General features: G+C 59.7%; 17 protein-coding genes, 1 tRNA gene and 1 pseudogene. 6 read left to right on the top strand and 13 right to left on the bottom strand.

Features of this window, described 5'->3' with window-relative positions; genetic code table 11:
* Nucleotides 1-20: 20 nt before the first annotated feature.
* The 3 genes from cysQ to cysD are packed head-to-tail and all read right to left on the bottom strand — an operon-like array spanning nt 21 to nt 3,874.
* On the bottom strand, nt 21-851 hold the full coding sequence (gene cysQ, locus AC5XE7_RS15970; RefSeq protein ID WP_495366783.1) for a 3'(2'),5'-bisphosphate nucleotidase CysQ: 831 nt from the start codon (nt 849-851) through the stop codon (nt 21-23).
* Nucleotides 814-2,751, bottom strand: a complete 1,938-nt coding sequence (cysN, locus tag AC5XE7_RS15965) for a sulfate adenylyltransferase subunit CysN (protein WP_495366782.1) — start codon at nt 2,749-2,751, stop codon at nt 814-816. Before cysN ends, cysQ begins: the two co-directional genes overlap by 38 nt.
* 1 nt (nt 2,752) lies before the next feature.
* Nucleotides 2,753-3,874, bottom strand: a complete 1,122-nt coding sequence (gene cysD / locus AC5XE7_RS15960; protein ID WP_495366781.1) for a sulfate adenylyltransferase subunit CysD — start codon at nt 3,872-3,874, stop codon at nt 2,753-2,755.
* Between the two features lie 195 nt (nt 3,875-4,069).
* Here cysD and AC5XE7_RS15955 point away from each other — a divergent pair, with 195 nt between their 5' ends.
* A complete protein-coding gene (locus tag AC5XE7_RS15955; RefSeq protein ID WP_495366780.1) occupies nt 4,070-5,308 on the top strand; it encodes an O-antigen ligase family protein in 1,239 nt (412 codons plus the stop codon).
* A 78-nt stretch (nt 5,309-5,386) separates the two neighbouring features.
* On the opposite strand, the gene AC5XE7_RS15950 is transcribed toward AC5XE7_RS15955, so the two are convergent.
* Entirely contained in the window at nt 5,387-5,980 is a 594-nt protein-coding gene (locus AC5XE7_RS15950; protein ID WP_495366779.1) for a biotin transporter BioY, read from the bottom strand.
* A 146-nt stretch (nt 5,981-6,126) separates the two neighbouring features.
* Between AC5XE7_RS15950 and AC5XE7_RS15945 the strand changes: the two genes are divergently transcribed.
* Nucleotides 6,127-7,035 carry an MBL fold metallo-hydrolase gene (locus AC5XE7_RS15945; RefSeq protein ID WP_495366778.1) on the top strand — a complete coding sequence of 303 codons (909 nt, stop codon included), beginning with the start codon at nt 6,127-6,129 and terminating at the stop codon, nt 7,033-7,035.
* A gap of 6 nt (nt 7,036-7,041) precedes the next feature.
* Here the strand turns inward: AC5XE7_RS15945 and AC5XE7_RS15940 are convergent, their stop codons facing one another.
* Both AC5XE7_RS15940 and ppdK read right to left on the bottom strand, forming a co-directional pair.
* Nucleotides 7,042-7,809, bottom strand: coding sequence for a DUF1499 domain-containing protein (locus AC5XE7_RS15940; RefSeq protein ID WP_280200003.1), 768 nt, complete (start codon nt 7,807-7,809; stop codon nt 7,042-7,044).
* Nucleotides 7,810-7,932: 123 nt separating this feature from the next.
* Nucleotides 7,933-10,599, bottom strand: coding sequence for a pyruvate, phosphate dikinase (ppdK, locus tag AC5XE7_RS15935; protein WP_495366777.1), 2,667 nt, complete (start codon nt 10,597-10,599; stop codon nt 7,933-7,935).
* Nucleotides 10,600-10,855: 256 nt separating this feature from the next.
* Here ppdK and AC5XE7_RS15930 point away from each other — a divergent pair, with 256 nt between their 5' ends.
* Entirely contained in the window at nt 10,856-11,200 is a 345-nt protein-coding gene (locus AC5XE7_RS15930; protein ID WP_239800898.1) for a VOC family protein, read from the top strand.
* A gap of 290 nt (nt 11,201-11,490) precedes the next feature.
* Nucleotides 11,491-11,565 (top strand) — tRNA-Gln (locus AC5XE7_RS15925).
* Nucleotides 11,566-11,605: 40 nt separating this feature from the next.
* On the opposite strand, the gene AC5XE7_RS15920 is transcribed toward AC5XE7_RS15925, so the two are convergent.
* A complete protein-coding gene (locus AC5XE7_RS15920; RefSeq protein ID WP_495366776.1) occupies nt 11,606-12,856 on the bottom strand; it encodes a glycosyltransferase family 4 protein in 1,251 nt (416 codons plus the stop codon).
* A gap of 51 nt (nt 12,857-12,907) precedes the next feature.
* Here AC5XE7_RS15920 and AC5XE7_RS15915 point away from each other — a divergent pair, with 51 nt between their 5' ends.
* The gene (locus AC5XE7_RS15915) at nt 12,908-13,831 is read left to right on the top strand and encodes an NAD-dependent epimerase/dehydratase family protein (protein ID WP_495366775.1); all 924 of its coding nucleotides are present in this window, start codon (nt 12,908-12,910) and stop codon (nt 13,829-13,831) included.
* On the opposite strand, the gene AC5XE7_RS15910 is transcribed toward AC5XE7_RS15915, so the two are convergent.
* The 5 genes from AC5XE7_RS15910 to AC5XE7_RS15890 form a co-directional block, all read right to left on the bottom strand.
* Nucleotides 13,818-14,390, bottom strand: a complete 573-nt coding sequence (locus tag AC5XE7_RS15910; RefSeq protein WP_495366774.1) for a sugar transferase — start codon at nt 14,388-14,390, stop codon at nt 13,818-13,820. The genes AC5XE7_RS15915 and AC5XE7_RS15910 overlap by 14 nt on opposite strands.
* A 30-nt stretch (nt 14,391-14,420) precedes the next feature.
* A complete protein-coding gene (gene wecB, locus AC5XE7_RS15905) occupies nt 14,421-15,569 on the bottom strand; it encodes a non-hydrolyzing UDP-N-acetylglucosamine 2-epimerase (RefSeq protein ID WP_495366867.1) in 1,149 nt (382 codons plus the stop codon).
* A gap of 4 nt (nt 15,570-15,573) precedes the next feature.
* Nucleotides 15,574-16,713 carry a polysaccharide biosynthesis C-terminal domain-containing protein gene (locus tag AC5XE7_RS15900; RefSeq protein ID WP_495366773.1) on the bottom strand — a complete coding sequence of 380 codons (1,140 nt, stop codon included), beginning with the start codon at nt 16,711-16,713 and terminating at the stop codon, nt 15,574-15,576.
* Complete coding sequence (locus tag AC5XE7_RS15895; protein ID WP_239800893.1) at nt 16,695-17,723, bottom strand: polysaccharide biosynthesis protein; 1,029 nt, start codon at nt 17,721-17,723, stop codon at nt 16,695-16,697. The genes AC5XE7_RS15900 and AC5XE7_RS15895 overlap by 19 nt, the downstream gene beginning before the upstream one ends.
* 184 nt (nt 17,724-17,907) lie before the next feature.
* Nucleotides 17,908-19,266: a DUF2793 domain-containing protein gene (locus tag AC5XE7_RS15890; protein ID WP_495366772.1), complete on the bottom strand. Its 1,359-nt coding sequence runs from the start codon at nt 19,264-19,266 to the stop codon at nt 17,908-17,910.
* Nucleotides 19,267-19,535: 269 nt separating this feature from the next.
* Here AC5XE7_RS15890 and AC5XE7_RS15885 point away from each other — a divergent pair, with 269 nt between their 5' ends.
* The gene (locus AC5XE7_RS15885) at nt 19,536-20,534 is read left to right on the top strand and encodes a hypothetical protein (protein ID WP_495366771.1); all 999 of its coding nucleotides are present in this window, start codon (nt 19,536-19,538) and stop codon (nt 20,532-20,534) included.
* A 71-nt stretch (nt 20,535-20,605) separates the two neighbouring features.
* On the opposite strand, the pseudogene AC5XE7_RS15880 reads toward AC5XE7_RS15885, so the two are convergent.
* A pseudogene (locus AC5XE7_RS15880) lies at nt 20,606-21,336 on the bottom strand (IS5 family transposase).
* Between the last annotated feature and the right edge of the window lie 260 nt (nt 21,337-21,596).

Below are 21,596 nucleotides of genomic sequence, written 5' to 3'. Positions count from 1 at the left end.
AAACGGGGGCCGGCGTGAAGTTATGCCGGCTCCACCCCGCGGGCGATGAAGAACGGATTGGCGAAATCGACATCATCGGCAATGTTGCGCTTGCCATATGAAAGCGGTGCGCCATCCACGGTTCTGGTCATGCCGCCGGCCGCCCGCAACACGGCGTCGCCTGCCGCCGTATCCCATTCCATGGTACGGCTGAAACGCGGATAAACATCCGCCTCGCCTGCCGCAAGCAGGCAGAACTTGAGCGACGAACCGACAGAAACGATTTCGGCTGCGCCCAGACTGATAATGTATTCATCCGTCTGCGACGTGTTGTGTGAGCGGCTTGCCACCACCGTCTGCGTCATCGACGGCTCGCGGACGCAGACGCGCTGGCGCGCCACAACGGTGTAATCGTCACCAACCCACAGCGTCTCGGCCAGACCCGGCCGCCCGGAAAAAAAGCGGCCGCTGCACGGTGCGAAAACGACGCCAACCTCCGGCACACCATTGCGGATCAGGGCAATGTTGACCGTGAAATCGGACCGGCGGGCTACGAATTCCTTGGTCCCGTCAAGCGGATCGACGAGGAAGAACACCTCGCCAAGTTCACCGGGACGCACGCCGGCAGACGCTTCTTCCTCTGCTACACAGACGATGTCCGGGAAGGCATCGCGCAGACCTTCAAGTATGATGCGCTCGCTTGCCCGATCCGCATCGGTCACAGGCGAGGTGTCGGCCTTGGCCTCCACCGCGCAGCCCGCCTCGAAGATCCGCATGATCTCGCGCCCGGCATCAAGCGCGAGAGTTTCAAACAAGGCAAGGACTTGCGTATCGTCAGATACCGCCGCCGCTTTCGTAATGCTGCTGGGCAATGTCACGCTCTGTCAACCACCGTTCCACCGCCTCTACCATCTCTTCCGGCGTCCGGCCGAGCGTCTGAAGGCGTAACTCGGGGTTCTCCGGCGATTCGTAAGGCGAGTCTACTCCCGTAAAGTTGTCGATCTCGCCTTTCAACGCCTTAGCATACAACCCTTTGGGGTCCCGACGCACACATTCCTCGAAAGGTGTGTCAACGAACACCTCGATGAACTCGCCTTCCGTCATCAGTTCGCGCGCCAGAAGGCGTTCAGACCGGAACGGAGAAATGAAGGAAACGATGACGATCAATCCGGCATCCGCCATCAGCCTGGCGACCTCCGCGACCCGGCGGATGTTCTCCGCGCGATCGGCTTCGGTGAAGCCGAGGTCCCGGTTCAGTCCGTGGCGGACATTGTCACCGTCGAGGATGTAGGTGTGGCGCCCGGCCGCGTGCAGCTTCTTTTCCAGAAGGTTGGCGATGGTCGACTTGCCCGACCCGGACAAGCCCGTAAACCACAGCACGGCGGGACTCTGATGCTTGAGGGTGGCACGCGCATCGCGGCCGACATCCAGCGACTGCCAGTGGATATTATCCGCCCGCCTGATCGCCTGCCGGATCATACCCGCACCGACAGTGGCATTCGTGATGCGGTCGATAAGGATGAACGCGCCGGTGGTCCGGTTCTCGGCAAAAGCATCGAAGGCCACCGGCGACTGCAGCGTGATGGTGACGTCACCGACCTCGTTCAGCTCCAACTCGCGCGCCTCTTCCTCGGAAAAGTCGTTTATGTTCAGCCGATGGCTGATCTTGTCCACCGTGGCGCTTGCCTGATCGGTGGCGGTGCGCAAAACATAGCCAGCGCCCGGTCTCAGCACCTTCTCGTCGAACCAGACGACCGAGGCCGAAAACCGGTCGGCAACCTGTGGACGTGCCGAAGGCGCGACGAGCACGTTGCCGCGCGAAACCTCGACCTCCTCGTCCAGCACCAGCGTCACGGCCTGCCCTGCCACCGCACGATCAAGGTCGCCGCCTTGCGCAACGATCCGCCGGACCTTTGCCTGCCTTCCAGATTTGGCAACCACCACCGCATCGCCCGGCGAGACCGAGCCGGAGGCTATGGTGCCGGCGAAGCCGCGAAAATCGAGATTGGGGCGATTTACGTACTGGACCGGCAGGCGAAACGGCCGTTCCACCGCCTCGTCATCAACCGGAGCGGTTTCCAGATGCTCCACCAGGGTGGGGCCGCCATACCAGTCGAGCTGCTCCGATCGCTGGCTGACATTGTCGCCATAGCGCGCGGAAATGGGAATCGCTTCCAAGGTGCGGAAGCCAAGCGTGCCCGCGAACGCGCGATAGTCGGCGACGATGCGATCGAATACGGCCTGGTCGAAGCCGACCAGATCGATCTTGTTGATGGCCACCACGATATGGCGGATCCCGAGCAGCGAGGCGATGACGGTGTGGCGCCGCGTCTGGCGAAGCACTCCCTGCCTCGCATCGACCAGCACGATGGCCAGATCGCAGGTGGAAGCGCCGGTGGCCATGTTGCGCGTGTATTGCTCATGGCCGGGTGTGTCCGCCACGATGAACTTGCGTTTCGGCGTCGCGAAGAAACGGTAGGCGACATCGATGGTGATGCCCTGCTCGCGTTCCGCTTCCAGCCCGTCGACGAGCAGGGCGAAGTCCATCTCGTCGCCCGTGGTGCCGTGCCGTCGCGAATCCTGTTCCAGCGTGGCGAGCTGGTCCTCGAATATCTGCTTCGTGTCCGACAGAAGCCGGCCGATCAGCGTCGACTTGCCGTCATCGACCGAGCCGCAGGTCAGGAAGCGCAGCAGGGATTTCTTTTCCTGCGATGCGAGATAGGCGCGCACGCCCTCGACCGCGTCGAGATTTTCCGGCGTTACGTGCTGCATTTCAGAAATATCCCTCACGCTTCTTCTTTTCCATGGACCCGGCCTCGTCCCGGTCGATCAGCCTCCCCTGCCGTTCGGAGGTGCGCGCCGTCAGCATTTCTCCGACGATGGTCTCAAGCGTATCGGCGCCGGAATCGATCGCACCTGTCAGCGGGTAGCAGCCGAGGGTGCGAAAACGTACCAGCCGCTCCTGCACCTTTTCGCCGGGAAGCAGTTCCATACGCTCGTCATCCCGAAGTATGAGCATGCCGCCACGATCCACGACCGCTCGGCGTTTGGCGAAATAGAGCGGAACGATGGGGATGTTTTCCTGCAGGATGTACTGCCAGATATCGAGTTCGGTCCAGTTGGACAGCGGAAACACCCTGATGGATTCGCCGGGCGAAATGCGGGTGTTGTAGATATTCCACATCTCCGGCCGCTGGCTTTTGGGATCCCAGGCATGGCTGGCATTGCGGAACGAGAAGATACGCTCCTTGGCGCGTGATTTCTCCTCGTCGCGGCGCGCTCCGCCGAAAGCGGCATCGAAGCCATACTTATCCAGCGCCTGCCGCAGGGCCACGGTCTTCATGATATGGGTGTGGGTATTCGAGCCGTGTCGGAACGGATTTATACCGTCGCGAACGCCATCCTCATTGACATGCACGATCAGGTCGAAGCCGAGACGCGTGGCCATTTCGTCACGAAAGGCAATCATTTCACGGAATTTCCATGTCGTGTCGACATGCAGGAATGGAAAGGGAGGCTTGGCCGGGTAAAATGCCTTGAAGGCCAGATGCATGAGGACGGCTGAATCCTTGCCGACAGAGTACAGCATCACCGGCCTGGAAAAACTGGCGGCAACCTCCCTGAAAATATGGATAGATTCCGCCTCCAGCCGCTGGAGATGGGTTAGCACCGGGGCCATGGCAGCCTGCTTTCCTTTCAACAGATCCGGAACGACTTTCAGATGCCGCCCGGTCGGCCTGCCGTGCAGGTCGGTGCTTTGGTCGGTAAATCTGCGTCCGCAAACGGTTTTTAGCCGCAGCGGGGCGCGCAACCAACGCAAGGTCAACTCACCAAAGCCACCGGAGGCGATAATTTTTCCACGCGCGCGACGATAACGGGTACAATCGTGCGACATCCCTGTCCGCACGTCCACGTCATCAAACGGGCATCATTTTGTTGCCCTGTAAACTCTTCAGCTGTAAGTCCTTTTCCCTGACCGACGCGATGTGCAGCGCGCCAGCACAATCATCACCAACCGCGCCGGAATATCGTCATCAGGGAGCCGGAGGTTTTGACCATTCCTGAAAATCCCAAGACAGACCGAAATCGCATGGCAGCAGTCCTTGCCCGGCTTCCGCAGAACGGCATCGATCGCAACAACTACATCTCGGCCTTTCTGATGGGGGCTCTGCCGGCTGTCGGCGGCAGCGTGATATCGGTGCTGCTCTATACCTTTTTCGTGTGGGCTATCTTCTCACTTGCAATGGGCCGATTCAGCTTCCATCTGACCGGATCCGACCGCCTGCTGGCATGGACCTTCACCATTTTCGCCGGAATGATCGTTCTCACGGCATTTGCCGGCGAAAACCGGTCCACTGCGCCGCTCTCATTTACCTGGCTGCTGGCTTTCCTTTCCCCCTGGGCGATTATTCCCCGGCTGCGGGCAAGCCCCGCGATCGACTATCTCGAACCCTACACCGCCGGTGCCGCGACCGGCGCCATTGCCGCCTGCATCGTCGCTCTCATCCAGCTGTCGTTTCTCGGTATCCGTCCCGAGGCGGCTGCCGGAAACGCAGCGGTCTTCGGCATGATGGCGCTGATGCTCATGGGGCTCGGCGGGCTCAGGATCGGGTCACCGTCGCGTATCGTCGCGCTGTTCGGAGCGGTTGCCATCGGTGCCGGCTGCGCAGCCGTGTTGCTGTCACTGACCCGCGGCGTGTGGATCGTCTGCATCCCCGTTCTTGCGCTGCTGGCCGCATTCGCCCCGGCAAATGTGCGTACTATTGCCCGTCATCCGGTAACGATCCTCGGAGCAGCAGCGGCAGCTTTGATAACCTATCTGGTTCAGGAGGCTATGGAGCTTCGATGGCAGCAAACCATAAATGACTTCACTCTCGTGCTTCAGGAACGCAGCATCGGCAGCTTTGGCGAACGGGTTCGGCTCTGGCACGCCGCGAAAGAAGCCATCAGCCATTCACCCATCTGGGGCTACGGCATCCAGAACCGCATGAGTGCGCTGCTGCCAACCCTGATGATGGATGGCAACCTCATACATGGCTTCACACATGCGCATAACGGTTTTCTAAGCTTTGCGCTGGATGGCGGCGTGCTGGTTCTCAGCGCCGTCATCGCTGTACTGGTGGTGCCGGTCTACATCGCATGGAATGCGCCGCGTGACCGCAACTACCGGCTCCGCCTGTTTGCGGCGCTGATCGTGACATCGTCCTACGCGCTTTGCGGCATGACACAGATCATGTTCAAGCACGATGTCATGGATTCCTTCTTCGTCTTCTTTTCAATGCTGATCGCGGCATCGATCCCGGCAGCCAACCCTGAAACGAAACCCTGATAAAGCCCGGCATCCCAAGAAACAAAAACGCCCGGCACCGTCAATGGTGCCGGGCGTTTTTCAGGTCTGATGCTTATTCTAGCGGAAGCGGGCCAGGATTGACCAGACTGCCGGCACGAGGCTGGCAGCCAGCGCGACCTTGATGAGATCGCCGACAACGAACGGCACCACGCCGAACTGCCAGGCCTTGTCGGCACCGATCAGCAGAGCAAGCCACGTAAAGCCCATCGCCATCATCACCACTTCAGCGACCATGAAGGCGCCGAACAGCTTGAAGGGGTTGCGGTCGAAGCCGCGATCAGCCGCCCAGCCGGCGATTGCGGCCATGGCAACGAAACCGGCAAGGTAGCCACCCGTGGTTCCAAGCATATAGGCGATGCCAACACCCTTTTCCGGCGAGCTCTGGAAAACGGGCAGGCCCATGGCACCCTGCGCCATGTAGAGCACGAGAGTGGCAACCGCCAGACGCATGCCGAACGCGGATGCGATGAGCAGCACCGCCAGCGTCTGCAGGGAAATATCAACAGGGCCGAGGAACACCTTGGTCTTTGCCGAAACCGTCAGCAGCAGTGTTCCGCCGATGGCAAGAAAAACCTGAGCCGCAAGGCGGGCAGTGCCTTTCTCGGGCAGAGCCAGTGAAACAAGCGGACGCATCGTCGTTGCAATTGCCATGATCTTCCTCATTCCATTTGGTCAGGGCCAGTTGGTCGGGCCTTTCCTTAAAGAGGCAGGCACCGCACAGCACATTTCCCCTATATTGGCTTCCATGCTAAGCGGCAAATGGTTTCGCGAAACAGCACAGCGGATGGCAAGGTTTCATGGCACTTGAATTCGATACCGGTTTCGAGCCGGCGCATGGCTCGGCTGTCAGCGCGGCTCCCGGCATTTTGCGCGTTACCGCCCCAAACGCCTCGCCATTCACCTTCCACGGAACCAACAGCTATATCGTCGGCCATGACACGCTGGCCGTCATAGATCCCGGCCCGGAAGACGAGCGCCACCTCAGAACCCTGCTCGACACGATCGCCGGACGGCCGGTCAGCCATATTTTCGTCAGCCATACGCATCGTGACCACTCGCCCCTCGCCGCCCGCCTGAAGGCGGAAACCGGCGCGATGATCGTCGCGGAAGGCCCGCACCGGGCTGCGCGGGAACTGGCGATCGGCGAGATCAACGCGCTGGATGAAAGCAACGACACCGAATTCCGGCCCGATAAGTTCCTGCCGGACGGAGGGACCGTCGATGGAGACGGCTGGTCAATCAGCGGGCTCCATACACCCGGCCATGCGGCAAATCACATGGTTTTCGCATTGGAGGGAACGGGCATCCTGTTCAGCGCCGACCATGTCATGGCCTGGTCCACCAGCATCGTCGCGCCGCCGGACGGAGCCATGGCCGACTACATGGCCTCACTGGAAAAGCTGCTTGAGCGCGACGACCGTTTCTTTCTGCCCGGCCATGGCGGGCCGGTGACACAGCCGCAGGCCTTCATGCGCGGGCTGAAGGCGCACCGCAAAATGCGCGAACGCGCCGTTCTCGACCGTCTGGAAAAGGGCGACCGCACCATCGCGAACATGGTGAAGACCATTTATCGCGATACCGATCCGCGCCTGCACGGCGCGGCGGGGCTGTCGATTCTCGCACATCTGGAAGATCTCGTCGGTCGCGGTCTGGCGATAACGGAAGGCGCACCTTCCATCGCCGGCATTTACGAGCCCGTTCGCTGAGGCTTCTTACTGCCCCTGTTCAATCCCGGTCTGGCCTGTCACTTCCTGATCGAGTTCCTTCAGGAAGCGAACGATGCGATCGGCATTGTCCCCGAGGTCATGGCGTCCGTAACGGGATGCCGAACGCATGTCGATGACGCTGATTTCCTCATTGCCCGCAACGCGGATAGCCACATCGACCGGCAACTCCAGAGCGAAGCTGGAGGCAGCGGCGGTAATCAGCAATTCCCGCGCATCCCCGTTTTCGAGCACTGGCATGGTGGAATTTTTCCATCCCTGCCTTCGCAACACCTTCTGGACCATGACAACGGCCTCGGAAAAAGGCAGGTCGTAGCGGCGGCCATTGACCAGCGGATAGGCTTGCGTCTGCAGGCGCCATTCGCCCGGCGTAGCCGCAAAGATGCGCCCGTCGGCAAGAGCAGGTGCCGTTTCAAGGTCTGTTGAAATATCGCTCAGCGGCGGGAAGGTCAGCGCCCACCAGGATGCAACCGCATAGGGCGCCAGAACCAACAGCGCAATCAGTGCCCCTGCCGTGAGGTCGCGCCCGCCCTGATCACCGAAATTCCAGAGCCGGGCAAAGGCCCAGCCTGCAAACAGCAAGGCGAATGCTGCCAGCAACGCCACCAGCGCCAGAACCCACAGATAGGCAGGCGTTTCGACAAGACCAAAGTGATGACCGGTCCACACTGTAATGAGCAGGACCGCCGAGAACGCCGCTGTGCGCCGCGACCAGCCCGCTGCCATCGTCGTCTGTCGTTCAGGAAACGCCGTCATCGCCCGCCATCCGGATCACACAATGGCATGGCTTAGAACATTCTGCGTCAAAGTTGAATGCACCGCCTGAAGCCGGCCGCATGTTCACACGACACACAGCCGGGCGGCGCAAGCATCTGCGCCTCAGCCAGCTTTCCGGATGGCGGACTGCGCTGCGGCCAGCCTTGCGATCGGCACGCGGAACGGAGAGCACGACACATAGTCGAGCCCCACTTCCTCGCAGAAACCGATGGAGGCCGGGTCGCCGCCATGCTCGCCACAGATGCCGAGCTTGATGCCGGGTCGTGTGGCCCTGCCCTTCTCGGCTCCCAGACGCACCAGCTCGCCCACGCCCTCGATATCCAGCGACACGAACGGGTCCTGCTCGATGATCCCCTTCTGGCGATAGACTTCGAGGAAGCTCGCCGCATCGTCGCGGGAAATGCCGAATGTCGTCTGGGTGAGGTCGTTCGTACCGAAGGAGAAGAACTCGGCGGTTTCGGCAATGTAGTTGGCGCGGATCGCGGCGCGGGGCAATTCGATCATCGTTCCGGTGAGATACTCGATGGCAACACCGGTTTCCTCCATCACGCTCTTTGCCACCGAATCGATACGCGCCTTGACGTAATCGAGTTCCTTCTTGAGGCCGACCAACGGCACCATGATTTCCGGGACCACCAGCTTGCCGGCCTTGCGCCCTGCCTCAACGGCGGCTTCGAAAATGGCGCGGGCCTGCATTTCGGCGATCTCGGGATAGGTTACGGCAAGGCGGCAACCGCGATGGCCGAGCATCGGGTTGAACTCGTGCAGCGACTCGGTGCGCTGGCGCAGCTTGTCCGCGGATACGCCCATGCCCTTCGCCACCTCATCAATTTCCTCGTCCGTCTTCGGCAGGAATTCGTGCAGCGGCGGGTCGAGCAGACGGATCGTCACAGGCAGGCCGGCCATGATCTCGAACAGTTCGAGAAAATCGGAGCGTTGCATGGGCAGAAGCTTGGCCAGCGCCGTTCGCCTGTCCTTCTCCGTATCGGCGAGAATCATCTCGCGCACGGAGGTGATACGATCGCCATCGAAGAACATGTGCTCGGTGCGGCACAAACCAATGCCCTCGGCGCCGAAGGAGCGCGCCATGCGCGCATCCGCCGGGGTCTCTGCATTGGTGCGCACCTTCATGCGGCGTGCGGCATCCGCCCATTCCATGATGGCCGCGAAATCACCGGACAGTTCCGGCTGGAGCATAGGCACAGCTCCCTTCAGAACCTGGCCCGAGCCGCCGTCGATCGTGATGATGTCACCCTTGCGGAAGGTCTGGCCGAGCGCCGTCAGCGTACCGCTCTTGTGGTCGACCCGCAGCGAACCGACACCGGAAACGCAGGGCTTGCCCATGCCGCGCGCCACCACCGCCGCATGGCTGGTCATGCCGCCCCGCGTGGTCAGAATGCCTTGCGCGGCATGCATGCCGTGAATGTCCTCCGGGCTCGTCTCCACACGAACGAGGATGACCTTGCGGCCGGCCGACTTCATTTCCTCCGCCTCATCGGAATTGAAGACGATCTCGCCTGTGGCCGCACCCGGCGAAGCAGGCAGGCCTACACCGATGACGTCACGCGCGGCCTTCGGATCGATGGTGGGGTGCAGGAGCTGGTCGAGCGAGGCCGGGTCGATGCGGCAGACCGCCTCATGCTTCGTGATCAGGCCCTCGCCGGCCATCTCGACTGCGATCTTCAGCGCAGCCTTCGCCGTGCGCTTTCCCGAGCGGGTCTGCAGCATCCACAGCTTACCGCGCTCGATGGTGAATTCGAGATCCTGCATGTCGCGGTAGTGGTTTTCGAGCCGCTGCGATATCTCGACGAAATGGCGGAACGCATCCGGCATCAGCTTTTCCATCGAAGGCCGGTCGGAACCGGCAGCAATGCGCGCTGCTTCCGTGATGTTCTGCGGCGTGCGAATACCCGCCACCACATCTTCGCCCTGTGCATTGACGAGGAATTCGCCGTAAAGCATGTTCTCGCCGGTGGAAGGGTTGCGGGTGAAGGCGACGCCCGTGGCCGAGCTGTCGCCCATATTGCCGAACACCATCGCCTGCACGTTGACTGCGGTGCCCCAGCTTTCGGGAATGTCGTGGAGGCGACGATAGGTGATGGCCCGCTGGTTCATCCAGCTTGAAAATACGGCACCGATCGCCCCCCACAGCTGCTCGCGCGGATCCTGCGGGAAAGGCTTTTCCAGCTCTTCCTCAACCTTCGCCTTATAGAGCGCAATGACGTCCTGCCATTCCGCAGCGCTCAGATCGGTGTCGAGATCATGGCCGAGGCTGGCCTTGGCGTCTTCCAGAATTTCCTCGAACACTTCGTGATCGAGCCCGAGCACGACGTTGGAGTACATCTGGATGAACCGGCGGTAGCTGTCATAGGCAAAACGCGCATCGCCCGAATCGGAAGCCAGCGCCTCCACCGTCTCGTCGTTCAGGCCCAGATTGAGCACCGTATCCATCATGCCGGGCATGGAAGCGCGGGCACCTGAGCGCACAGAAACCAGCAGGAGCTTCGAGGGATCGCCGAACCGGCGGCCCGTCACCTTGCCGATATGATCCAGGGCAGCATCGAGCTGCGCCTCAAATTCATCCGGATAGCGCCGACCATTGGCATAATACCAGTTGCACATCTCGGTGGTGATGGTGAAGCCGGGCGGCACAGGCAGGCCGAGACTGCACATCTCGGCAAGATTCGCACCCTTGCCACCCAGAAGGTTCTTGTCGCCGGCTCGCCCTTCGGCAGCCCCGTCACCGAAGGTGTACACCCACTTGCTCATGCCCGCTCCCCGGCTTGCTGTGGTCGAAATGCCCCGGCCGGGGCTGGATGCGGGCAGCGATAAGGTGCCGAAAAGCGAAAGGCAAGCACGCGCTTGGGATAGCGGCCATCTATATCGATTAAAGACACGCAACCCGCCCTCGCAGAACAAGGCGGCAATACCGGCCTTTCCCCGCAAGGAAGGCCGCTGAGCCGAAACCGCCTCTTGCCTCAAAATCCAAAGAGGATTAGAACATAAAGTGAACATGGAGGCGGCAATGAAAAAGACAGGCAAGCTCGACTATCTGGAAATGCCTGCGACCGGAGGGACGCTGGACAGCGTGAAAGCCTTCTACAGCGCCGCCTTCTCGTGGTCGTTCACTGACTATGGCCCTGCCTATTCGGCCTTCAGCGAGGGGCTCGACGGCGGTTTTTACACCGACACAAGCGAGGCATCGTCCAAGCCGCTGCCGGTGCTTTACAGTGAAAATCTCGAAGAGACGCTGGAGGCTGTCGTTTCCGCCGGCGGCCGAGTCGTGAGGCCGATCTTCTCGTTTCCGGGCGGGCGCCGTTTTCATTTCACCGATCCGGCGGGAAATGAACTGGCGGTCTGGAGCGAGTAGCGCACGTTCCAGAGGGATTGCGCTGATTGCGGTCTGCAGGGCAGAGCCCGGCTTTACGCGGCCGCACATGCCCTTTTGAAAAACCTGTTCCGCTATCGACAGGAGCGCTCCGATGCAGCTCCGGCAGAAATGGAAAGCGTCCTCGGGGCTGGAATTGTGTCAGAACGAAAGGGGCTGAGCGTTTCTGCGAATTGGAGAAAAGCAGAAATGATCTAATCGCAATATGACGGATTGTGCTTTTGATCGTCACTGCCTATAAGGCCGCTCTGTCCGGTCAAGGACGTTTCAGTTGGGGCGTCGCCAAGTGGTAAGGCATCGGTTTTTGGTACCGACATTCCCAGGTTCGAATCCTGGCGCCCCAGCCATCATCTGGCTTTTCTGATTTCAACCGCCTTCTGGTCCGGGTCAAAGATCCGGTTTTTTCCTCCGGCGGGATGACAGGGCGGCTTGCTGAAGGGTCGTTTCCAGAACGTCGTAGACTTTCTCCGCAGCATAATTGTCATCGAAAAAGCGGCGGGCATTGGCTGCGTGCGAAGCGAGCCGCTCCGGTCCGGCATCCATCAGCGCCGCGATCGCGCCGGCCAGTGCTTCCGGCTGGCTGGCCGGAACCGCAACGCCCGCGCCCGATTCATTGACGATGCGGGCGCCCTCGCCGTTGAGCGAGGCGACGATCGGCTTTCCGCACGCCAGATAGCTTTGCGTCTTGTAGGGCACGGTCAATGCGAATATCGGAATGTCCTTCAGGCTGACCAGCATCGCATCGGCATGGGCGAAAAACTTCGGCATATCCTCTTCCGGGTGGCGTCCGAGAAAATGCATTCTCTCCTCCAGCCCGTTCTCCGCCACGAGCCTCCTGACGCGCTCCTCATCTCGGCCGCTTCCGACGATGACCCAATGCAGGTCCGTACGTTCGCGCAGCAATGCCGCGGCGGCCACAAGCGTATCGAAATCCTGGCTTTCGCCGATGTTTCCGGCAAACATCAGCCGGAAACCGTCCTGCGGCACCAGCCGCTCATGCTCCGGGGCATCCTCGGGCCTCAACGGACGATAAAAATCGGGAGCGGTGTTCGGAAGGAATCGAATGCGCTCTGGAGGAACGCCGAACCTCGTGATCATGTCGTGGAAAGCAGCGCTCTGCACCATGACGATATCGGCACGCCGGTAAAGCCAGCCGCAAACCGCGTTCAGCAGGCCGACCGCGAAGCGGTTATGAAGGCCCAGCGTATATGTCGCACTTTCCGGCCAGATGTCCTGGACCCAGTAGACGCAAGGGGTTCCGGTCCGCCAGCGTAGGAAAATTCCCGCAAAAGCCTGAAACAGCGGCGACGGCATCGAAACGAAAGACACATCGGAGCCCGACCTGAGCTTGCGGAACATGGTCCAGCTCGCTGTGACGGGATAGGTGAGGTAGTTGGCGATCAGGGACAAGGCGCCCTTGCCGCGCGGTACGGTATAGGCGCGGTCGATCCGGACGCCTTCCCACTCTTCCGTCCTGCGCTCCGTGTTCGAATACCCACCGAAGAAGCGCCCCGCCGGATAGTTCGGAACGCAGGGAAAAGCATGAACATCATGGCCACGGCGAACAAGTTCCCGCGCAATCGTGTTGTTCGTAAACTGCTCCGGATAAAAATACTGGGATATAAGTGCGATATGCATTGTCGGGAATCAGAACGGCTTTTCGAAGATCAGCTGAGAGAAAAGACACATATGAGCACAAATAGCGATGCAAATCTGGCGATCACGGGCGGCACCGGTTTCATCTCACGCGGCATGCTCGAAAGCTGTGCCGAAGCCGGCCTGTCCTGTCGCGCGCTTTCCCGCTCAGCCCGCCCCTCGTGGGCGGAAGAAACTACACAGTGGGTTTCCGTACCCGCCTATGACGATGCTGCTGCACTGAAAGAGGCGCTGGCAGGTGCGCGGTATGTGCTGCATCTTGCCGACAATCCAGCCCGGGGCGACGCCCGCAGCGTCGAACAGGCTGTTCGCAACTGTGACGCGTTGATTGCCGCGATCCGCAGCAACCGGATTGCGGGCGTGATTGTGGCGAGCAGTGTCTATGCGCGCAACGACACGGATAGCAGCACATCATCCTATGGAATGGTGAAACGTGCCAACGAGCGACAATTCCTGTCCGCGACCGATATCCGCACCGTCGTCCTGCGCCTGCCGCCGGTTTATGGGCCCGAAGGCCGGGGCGGACTTGCCACGCTTGCGAAACTGGTGCGCAAGGGAGTGCCGTTGCCGCTTGGCGCGGCTTCTGCCCCAAGGGCCTATCTCTCCCGGCGCAATCTCGCCTCGCTTGTGCTAGCCATGGTGAATGGCGGCGACAACAGGTGGAAGGGCGCAGCAGGCAGGATCTTCGAACCCTCGGACGGCGCTGCCATCGCCACACGCGATCTCATACGCGCCATGGCAGCACAGATGGATATTTCTGCAAGGCTTGTACCCGTGCCTGTCGCCGTGCTGCGAATCGCCGCCGGCCTAACCGGGAAAAAGGAACTCGTATCGGGAGCCATTGACCGCCTCGATGTAGCGCCGGTCGGGGAGCTTGAAACGGCTTTCGGATGGCGGCCCGTCGAGCGGATGCCGGAGAGTCTGGGCTTCCTGCGTGACGAGGTCAGGCGCTCCTGACGGCATCGCCACTGCCGCCGCCCGTGGCAGTGCGCACGATGTAGCGCAGATCGTCCATGAAACGGATTTGCGCCGCATAGCGGGCATCCGCTTCCGCCAGTTCGACGGGCGTCGACATGTCGATGCCGGCAAGCTGGGCGGGACCGGTGATACCCGGACGCACTTCATAGACGCCCCGCTTGTCCCGTTCGGCCACCAGAACGTCCTGGCTCGGCAGGCACGGGCGCGGGCCGACAAAGCTCATGTCGCCCCTCAGCACATTGACCAGTTGGGGCAGTTCGTCGAGCTTTGTCCGGCGCAGAAGGCGCCCGATACGCGTGATCTGCGCCGTCGAGATTTCGTGGCTTGCCCGGTCGCCGGTGCCCGTCGACATGGTGCGCAGCTTGTAGAGGGTAAACGGCCGACGGTGGTAGCCGACCCGAACCTGCCTGAAAACGGCCGGAGCGGCATCCTCGCGCCTGATGAGGACGATACAGACGAGGCAAAGCACAAGCGCCGGCAATGCGAGCACGAGCGCCAGTGCGATGTCCATCAGGCGCTTGCCGTAATCAGCGTACATGCCGGGGGCTCCTGTCAGTTCAGATCGTTGTCAGCTCAGATCGTTCACGCGAATGCCGTCCCACGCATTGGAAAGCTTCGCGGTGCCGAGGATCAGGTTCACCACACGTTCGGAGGTATTGTCGATGCAGTAGTCGGCCGGAACCGGGTGCGGCCGGCCGGCCGCATTTCGCTCGGCAAACAACCGCGTCACCGCGTCGACGCCGCTCAGGATGGTGTCGCGGTCCAGTCCCGTCATCACGATACAGCCCACATCCAGTGCTTCCGGGCGCTCGATCGCATCGCGCGGCGTGATGGCGGGAAAGCCAAGGATGGAGGCTTCCTCCGCGATCGTGCCACTGTCGGATATGGCGCAAAAGGCGCTCATCTGGAGGCGATTGTAGTCATGAAACCCGAAAGGTTTCATAAACTGCACACGCGGATCAAGTGCTGCCGCTCCCAGTGCATCGAGCCGCTTGCGCGTGCGCGGATGGGTGGAGACGATCACCGGCATGTCATATCGCCCGGCCAGCGCGCCAAGCGTTTCGACCAGAGCAGAAAGACGCGCGCTGGAATCCACATTCTCCTCGCGGTGTAGCGAGACGATGAAATAGCCCTGCGGCTTCAGGTCAAGGCGCTCCAGAACGTCCGAGCCCTCGATGCGGCCGCGATAGTGCTCCAGAACCTCACGCATGGGAGAGCCGGTGAGATAGATGCGGCGATGGGCGATGCCTTCCGACAGCAGATGGCGACGCGCATGCTCCGTGTAAACGAGATTGAAGTCTGAGATGTGGTCGACCATCTTGCGGTTGGTCTCTTCCGGCACATTGCGGTCGAACGACCTGTTGCCGGCCTCCATATGATAGACGGGAACCTTCAGGCGCCGCGCCATGATCGCCGAGATGGCCGAGTTGGTATCGCCCAGAATGACCACGGCATCAGGTCGTTCCGCCTTGATCACCCGTTCGCTTTCAGTGAGGATCTTGCCCAGCGTCTCGCCGAGCGTTCCGCCGCCCGTCCCAAGGAAATGATCGGGACGGCGCACGCCAAGATCCTCGAAGAAGACTTCGTTCAGCTCGAAATCGTAGTTCTGTCCGGTATGAACTATCCGGTGATCGCAGTGCTGGTCGAGCCGCGCCATCACGCGCGACAGACGGATGATCTCGGGGCGCGTCCCGAGTATGGTCATCACCTTGAGCATCATCTTACCTCAGAACAGGGTCGGCATAAGTATCCGGCGAAGCAGGGTCGAAGACCTCGTTCGTCCAGAAGAGAGTGAGCATCGGTCTGCTGCCGACATTCTCTATGCTGTGCGTGTGAAGGGTCGGCATGTCCACAACCGCCGGAGTATCGCCGCTCACACGGTATTCCCAGACCGTGTCGTCCAGCACCCGGCGGATGCGTATGATGGCTTCGCCTTCCAGCACCAGAAATCGCTCGATCTTGGAAAGATGGAAGTGGTTGCCGCGTGTCGCGCCGGGCTCGGTCCAGCTCAGGAAGGTCTGCCCGCCGCCACCGCCCTTCACCGCTTCGAAAAGTGTTCCGCGCGCGTCGCTGTTGAGCTTCAGCGGTCGGGGAAAGCCATCCGGATAGAGCGCTGCGCGGTAGCTGTTGAAGAGAGCGACCTCAAACGCATCGTCAAGATCGGAAAAAACATTGGCGCCATAGGAGGCGTGGTAGGCTTCTATCCGCGCGAGCAGTTCGGCGACCGTCATGGGGTGCGGCTCGGGGCGCAGCGTGCCGGCAGCACCATCGAGCCCCGCGTCGATTGCCGCCTGCGCGGCTGCTCCGGCGTGCAGGAGTTGCACCCTGCCCTGCGGATCGACCTGCGGCGTCTCGCCCGAGATCACCTGTTCGATGAAAGTGGCGGTGACGTTGTTGTAGCGTGGCCTGGCGCATTCGCCGAAGATGTGCGGCAGCACCAGATCGGTGTAGCGGGACGAGAAGGCAGCCAGTATCTCGCCCGCCCTTTTCTTCCCGCGGCCATAAGGCGTGTCTGATGCCGCATGTGTCGAATTGGCGTAAACGATATGGGGGCTTGCACCGGCCTCCCGGCAGCCCTGCACCAACGTCTCGGCGATCGCTGCGTTGCCCTTTTCGACCTCCTGCTCGGATGCCCGGTTGACGCCCGCGAAATGCAACACCGCATCGGCGCCCGTCACGGCATCGCGCAGGACGGCTGGGTCATCAAACCCGTGATGATCGAGCGCCACGACATCGAAAGGACGGGGCTCATTGCGGAAGGCGGCCGTGCAGTTGGCCGCATGGAGACGCGCCGCGGCATGCCACCCCAGAAGCCCCGCTGCACCGGTGACGACAATGCGCCTCACGCGCTCTTTTTCCATGTAGCGAGCTCAGCCTGAACCTCTGGAAGCGTCATCAACAGGGCTTTTACCTGCTCTACATTGAGGCGCTCGGTGTTGTGCGAATGGTAGTCCTCGTGGCGCACCGTCTCGTCCTCGCCTTCGGTGAAGTAGGCCTGATAGTTGAGGTCGCGGCCATCCATGCGGATGCGATAATAGTCGCCCATATCCTCGCTCTGACCAAGCTCCTGGGCGGTTGCCAGCGTCTCGTAGAGCTTTTCGCCATGGCGCCAGCCGATGTGCTCGACCGGGTGATCCGGCACACCAAACAGTTCGGCAAGCGCCTGCACGAGATCTGCTATAGTGGCGGCGGAGGCCTTGCGGATGAAAAGATCGCCCTGACGCGCATGGGTGAAGGCATGATGCACCAGCGCGACTGAATCGCGCAACGGCATGAGGAAGCGCGTCATGGCCGGCTCGGTCACGGTAACGGGCTGTCCAGCCTTGATCTGCCGGATAAAAAGCGGGATCACCGAGCCGCGCGAATACATGACATTGCCGTAGCGCACGAGCGACACGGTGGTGTCCGCATCCGGTCCGATGGCGCGGGCGAGCGCGGCCGCAATCTTCTCCATCATAGCCTTGGAGATACCCATGGCGTTGACCGGCATCACCGCCTTGTCGGTGGACAGGCAGACGACCGAGCGCACGCCGGCAGCCACCGCGGAATGGACCACGTTGTCTGAGCCCAGTATGTTGGTGCGCACCGCCTCCAGCGGAAAGAACTCGCAGGATGGGACCTGCTTGAGTGCTGCAGCGTGGAAGACGCGGCTGACACCGGCCATCGCCCTGTCAACGCTGCCCCGGTCGCGGATGTCGCCGACATAGAAACGAACATTGCCGCTGCGCAGGCTGTTGCGCAGCGCGTCCTGCTTTTCCTCGTCACGGCTGAAGACGCGGATCTCGCCGCAGCCCCGCTGCAACAGGTCCTGCAGCATGGTCTTGCCGAACGAACCTGTGCCGCCGGTGATGAGAACGCATTCGTTTTTCATTCTGTCGCTTTCCGCTGCGCTGCTTTTCCGTCCAGCCCGTGCGTCATGATATAGTCGAATGAGTCGTGAAAGGTAAAGCTGCTCTGCGGCCGCCCCACGGCCGGAAGGCGTGAATATTTCCGACGGGCCGCCGCGTTCCAGTCCGCACCAACGGCCCATCGCGGCGGTGATCGTCGCAACGACGTCAGGGCAGCCAGCTGTTTATGCCCACAACGATGCCGACATTGTCGTCCACCTCGGTAATGCCGGGGATAAGCGCCGGGCAGGCCAGCAGATAGCGATGCCCCGCCCCGCGCGCGTAGAGCATCAAAGGGCGCGGAATGTAACCGTAGCTGGAGTAGGGCAACTCTTCGTCCTGCAAGGTCATGGAGACCCATCCGTCCTCCGGCGCGATGACCTGGTGCGCCTGGCTCCTGCTGCCATTGCGAACGAACGTCTGGCCGGCACCTTCCCTGATCCACGCCACAGGTGCATCGAGCGCGCGGACATACATATGGAACGTCTGCGAAGGCAGACGCGGCTTCTGTCCGAAATAGGTGCTTATGTAATAGATGTTTCCGTCGATCGGGGTGCTCGCAGTCGTAGTCCCCGACCCCATAGTCATCTGTGCAACGTAGAACTCCGGACCATAACGACGGCGGCCGGAGTCGCGGATAGTATCGACAAGGTCTTTGACTGCCGCCGGCAGCGCGCCTGCCGTGCCGCCGTAGTCGGTATTGTTGTGGATGAACTTTCCGCCGTCGGCCGCCGTCGTGCCATTTGAAATCGTAAGATAGGACGGAAAGGAGAAAGCGCCTATGGCGAGATCCTTGGCGCTGTTGCCCGCGAAACGGCCGCTGTCTGGCAGAAGATTGAAGACCGCATCCCTGAGCGTATTGGTGTATGGCAGGGTAACTCTACCGCTCTGACGGTCGATCCTGAGCGCCTCCTTCCAGGCAGCCCCATCGGTGCTTACCTTGATCGTCAGGTCATCTCCGCCGACCAGCCCGATCTCTGCCCGGCCGGACCAGTTCGACTGCATCAGCAGCGACAGCACATTGGCCGCACCTTCCTTGTTCATGGTATAGCGCAGGTCGCCATCGCCGCCGTCGCCCGCCGGCCGCGCCGTCCACAGCACCTTGTTGAGCCGGGCGGAAAAGGGATTGGCGGCATCTGCCTCGGTGCCGACGCCAAGCAGGGCGAGATTCTGCAGCGGCGGAAGCTCGGCTGTCACTTTCTGCCACGCCGCCCCGGTCCAGCTAACCAGCGCATGCTCATCCAGCACCCATGCAATCCAGCCTTCCTTCGGCACAAGGAAGCGCCAGCCGCCATCACGCCACACGGCGATCGCGCCGTCCCGTTCTGCCCACTCGCCGTCAGCGCCGGGCGGGACGATCCAGCGCGCGCCCTCCTGCGGTTCGGGCGGAGCAGAAGCTAGGGTACGTCCCGCCACCGCGCATTGAACGAGCGCATCAAGCAACTCCAGCGCCTCATTGTGCGTGACATGCTTCTGCGCCTGACTGGGCATGATGTAGGGTAGGTCGAGATTCGTGGTATTTTCCATCTGGCTATCCTCGGGCTGAGTGTTCGGTCCGAGTATGAGCGGATCATGATGGGTGTGGATAACAGACTGCTATCGGGCGCTTGCAGCGTCCGTTTTCTAATGAAAGGAGAGGGCTGCCTTCTGAACAGGCGGTTCAAATTCAAAACAAAGTTGCGATGCACACTGCTGCGCAGTAGCTAATGGATTGAGCATTTTGTTTTCAACATGCCCCACCCTGATTTTACAATGGCACCTCAATGCGAAATTTAATTAAAATATTGATCCTTCTTATGCTGGTATCAGGAGCAATATTTCTTGCATACCCAGAACAACACTACAATGAAGAAGGATGGGGAGTTCTTTTAAAATATTCAATATATTTTCCATTAATAATCTTATCTTCTTTTTATATCATTATAAATCAAAAAATTAATAAAAATTTACTATTGTTTTCATTATGGATTTTAGTTTGCTCTATAACTCTTATCTTAGGAATGATAGATAAGATGCGCTATGCTCTTTATGTTATGCCAGCCTTTTCTGCACTCGCACCACAGTGGATACATAAAGAAACTCCGAAAATTGCCTATGCAGCACTCTGGATTGCTGCGCTAGGCGCCATCTACGAATACGCTGTTTTAGGGGGCTTTCCGCGCTTCCATCCAAATGGCTATAGAGCGGTTTCTGTTTTTGTAAATCCGAACAATCTCGGGATCACTACGGTGATATTGTACTACTTTACAGAAAGCCTTCAAAAATATAAAAGATTTTTTTCACTAATTATAGGCATATCTCTCATTATCATCAGCGGATCAAAGACAGCATTTATAATATTTTTTGTATTATTTTTAATACGAAGAGTTAGGATTACTTTATTGCAAGCTGCTTATGGAATTATTTTTTCTTTTTCTGCAATATGTTTGGCGTTTTATATAGGAATCATACCTCTAGAAAGCCTATATATAAGACTCGATCAATATTCGAACTTCTTTAATTCAATTGATGGATTTATTTTTATTACAAAAAATGAAAATTTTTATGAAAACTATGCCGATAATGCTTTTATTCAGCTATGGATAGAGGTAGGAATTTTAGGGTCTATATCATATATATTTATAATAATTTATTGTGCCGCACGTGATGGATTCAGAAAACCATTATGGCTGCTATTTGCAGCCGCCTCCATGACAACCAATGTTCCCTTTTTGTTTCCTCTGGGGTACATCTTTTGGTTTTATACTGGCCAAGACAAAATTCACAAGCAAAAACCCAAAACGACACATCCCTAGCGACAGATCCGAAGATTTAAAATATACACTATTACTAAATGCTATTATTTCAAATATAATCCAAAATATAATTAGCGCTCGTGGACAAAGGGTATCCATAATTTGACTGCGGCGATGGCGACAAAGCCGAGATAGGATTCCTTGGTCTTGTCGTATCGGGTGGCGATGCGCCGCCAGTTTTTGAGCTTGTTGAAGAGCCGCTCGATCTGGTTGCGCCATTTGTATTTGGCTTTGTCGTGCGGGATCGGCTCTCGCCTGTTGCTTTTTGAGGGGATGACAGCCTCGATCTTGGCGCTGGCAATCTCCTCTCGAATGGCATCAGCATCATAGCCCTTATCGGCCAGGAACGCCTCGATCCGGTCGGAAATCATCCGGAACAAGGGTGCGAAGCCCTGGATGTCGTGCGTTTGTCCGGGCGTCAGGACGAAACCGAGCGGCCGTCCCTTCGCATCACAGCGGGCATGGAGCTTGGTGGTGAAGCCGCCGCGCGATCGGCCAAGCGCCTCGGCCTCCTGAGTCCCCTTTTTATGCCGACCGCACAATGATGTGCCCGGACAATAGTGCTGTCGATCATGTCAGCGCTTCGATCCCGATCGACCATCTCCGCCAGCGTTTCGAGCATCGCCTCGAATACACCAGTCTCGACCCATCGTCGGTAACGCCGGAAGACGCTGTTCCACTTGCCATAGTCATCAGGCAGGTGTCGCCATTGCGCTCCCGTGCGCGCCATCCACATCATACCTTCAAAATAACGCCGGTTGTCCTGCGCCGGGCGGCATCCGCGCCCTCGTTCAGCAGGCAAAAGCGGGCCGATCAGCGCCCATTCCTCGTCCGCCAAACCAATCCCTTTGCCCAAGGCTCCCTCCAAATGGAAGCCTTGAACCAAAACCCGATCCCGCAGTCAACCTTTGTCCACGAGCGCTAGAGCATCTTCGACTTATTCCGGGTCATATCCGGCTGCCTCGAAATAGTGCCTGCACTCCTCGGCAGTGAAGGCTGTCAGGCAATCGGCGATGATGGACCAGAGATCGTCGACGGTTCTGGCAGCGGCCTTTCTGAGCA

This window comes from Aquamicrobium sp. YD-1-mutant5 (assembly GCF_059509755.1).
This window is presented reverse-complemented; position numbering and strand designations above follow the sequence as displayed.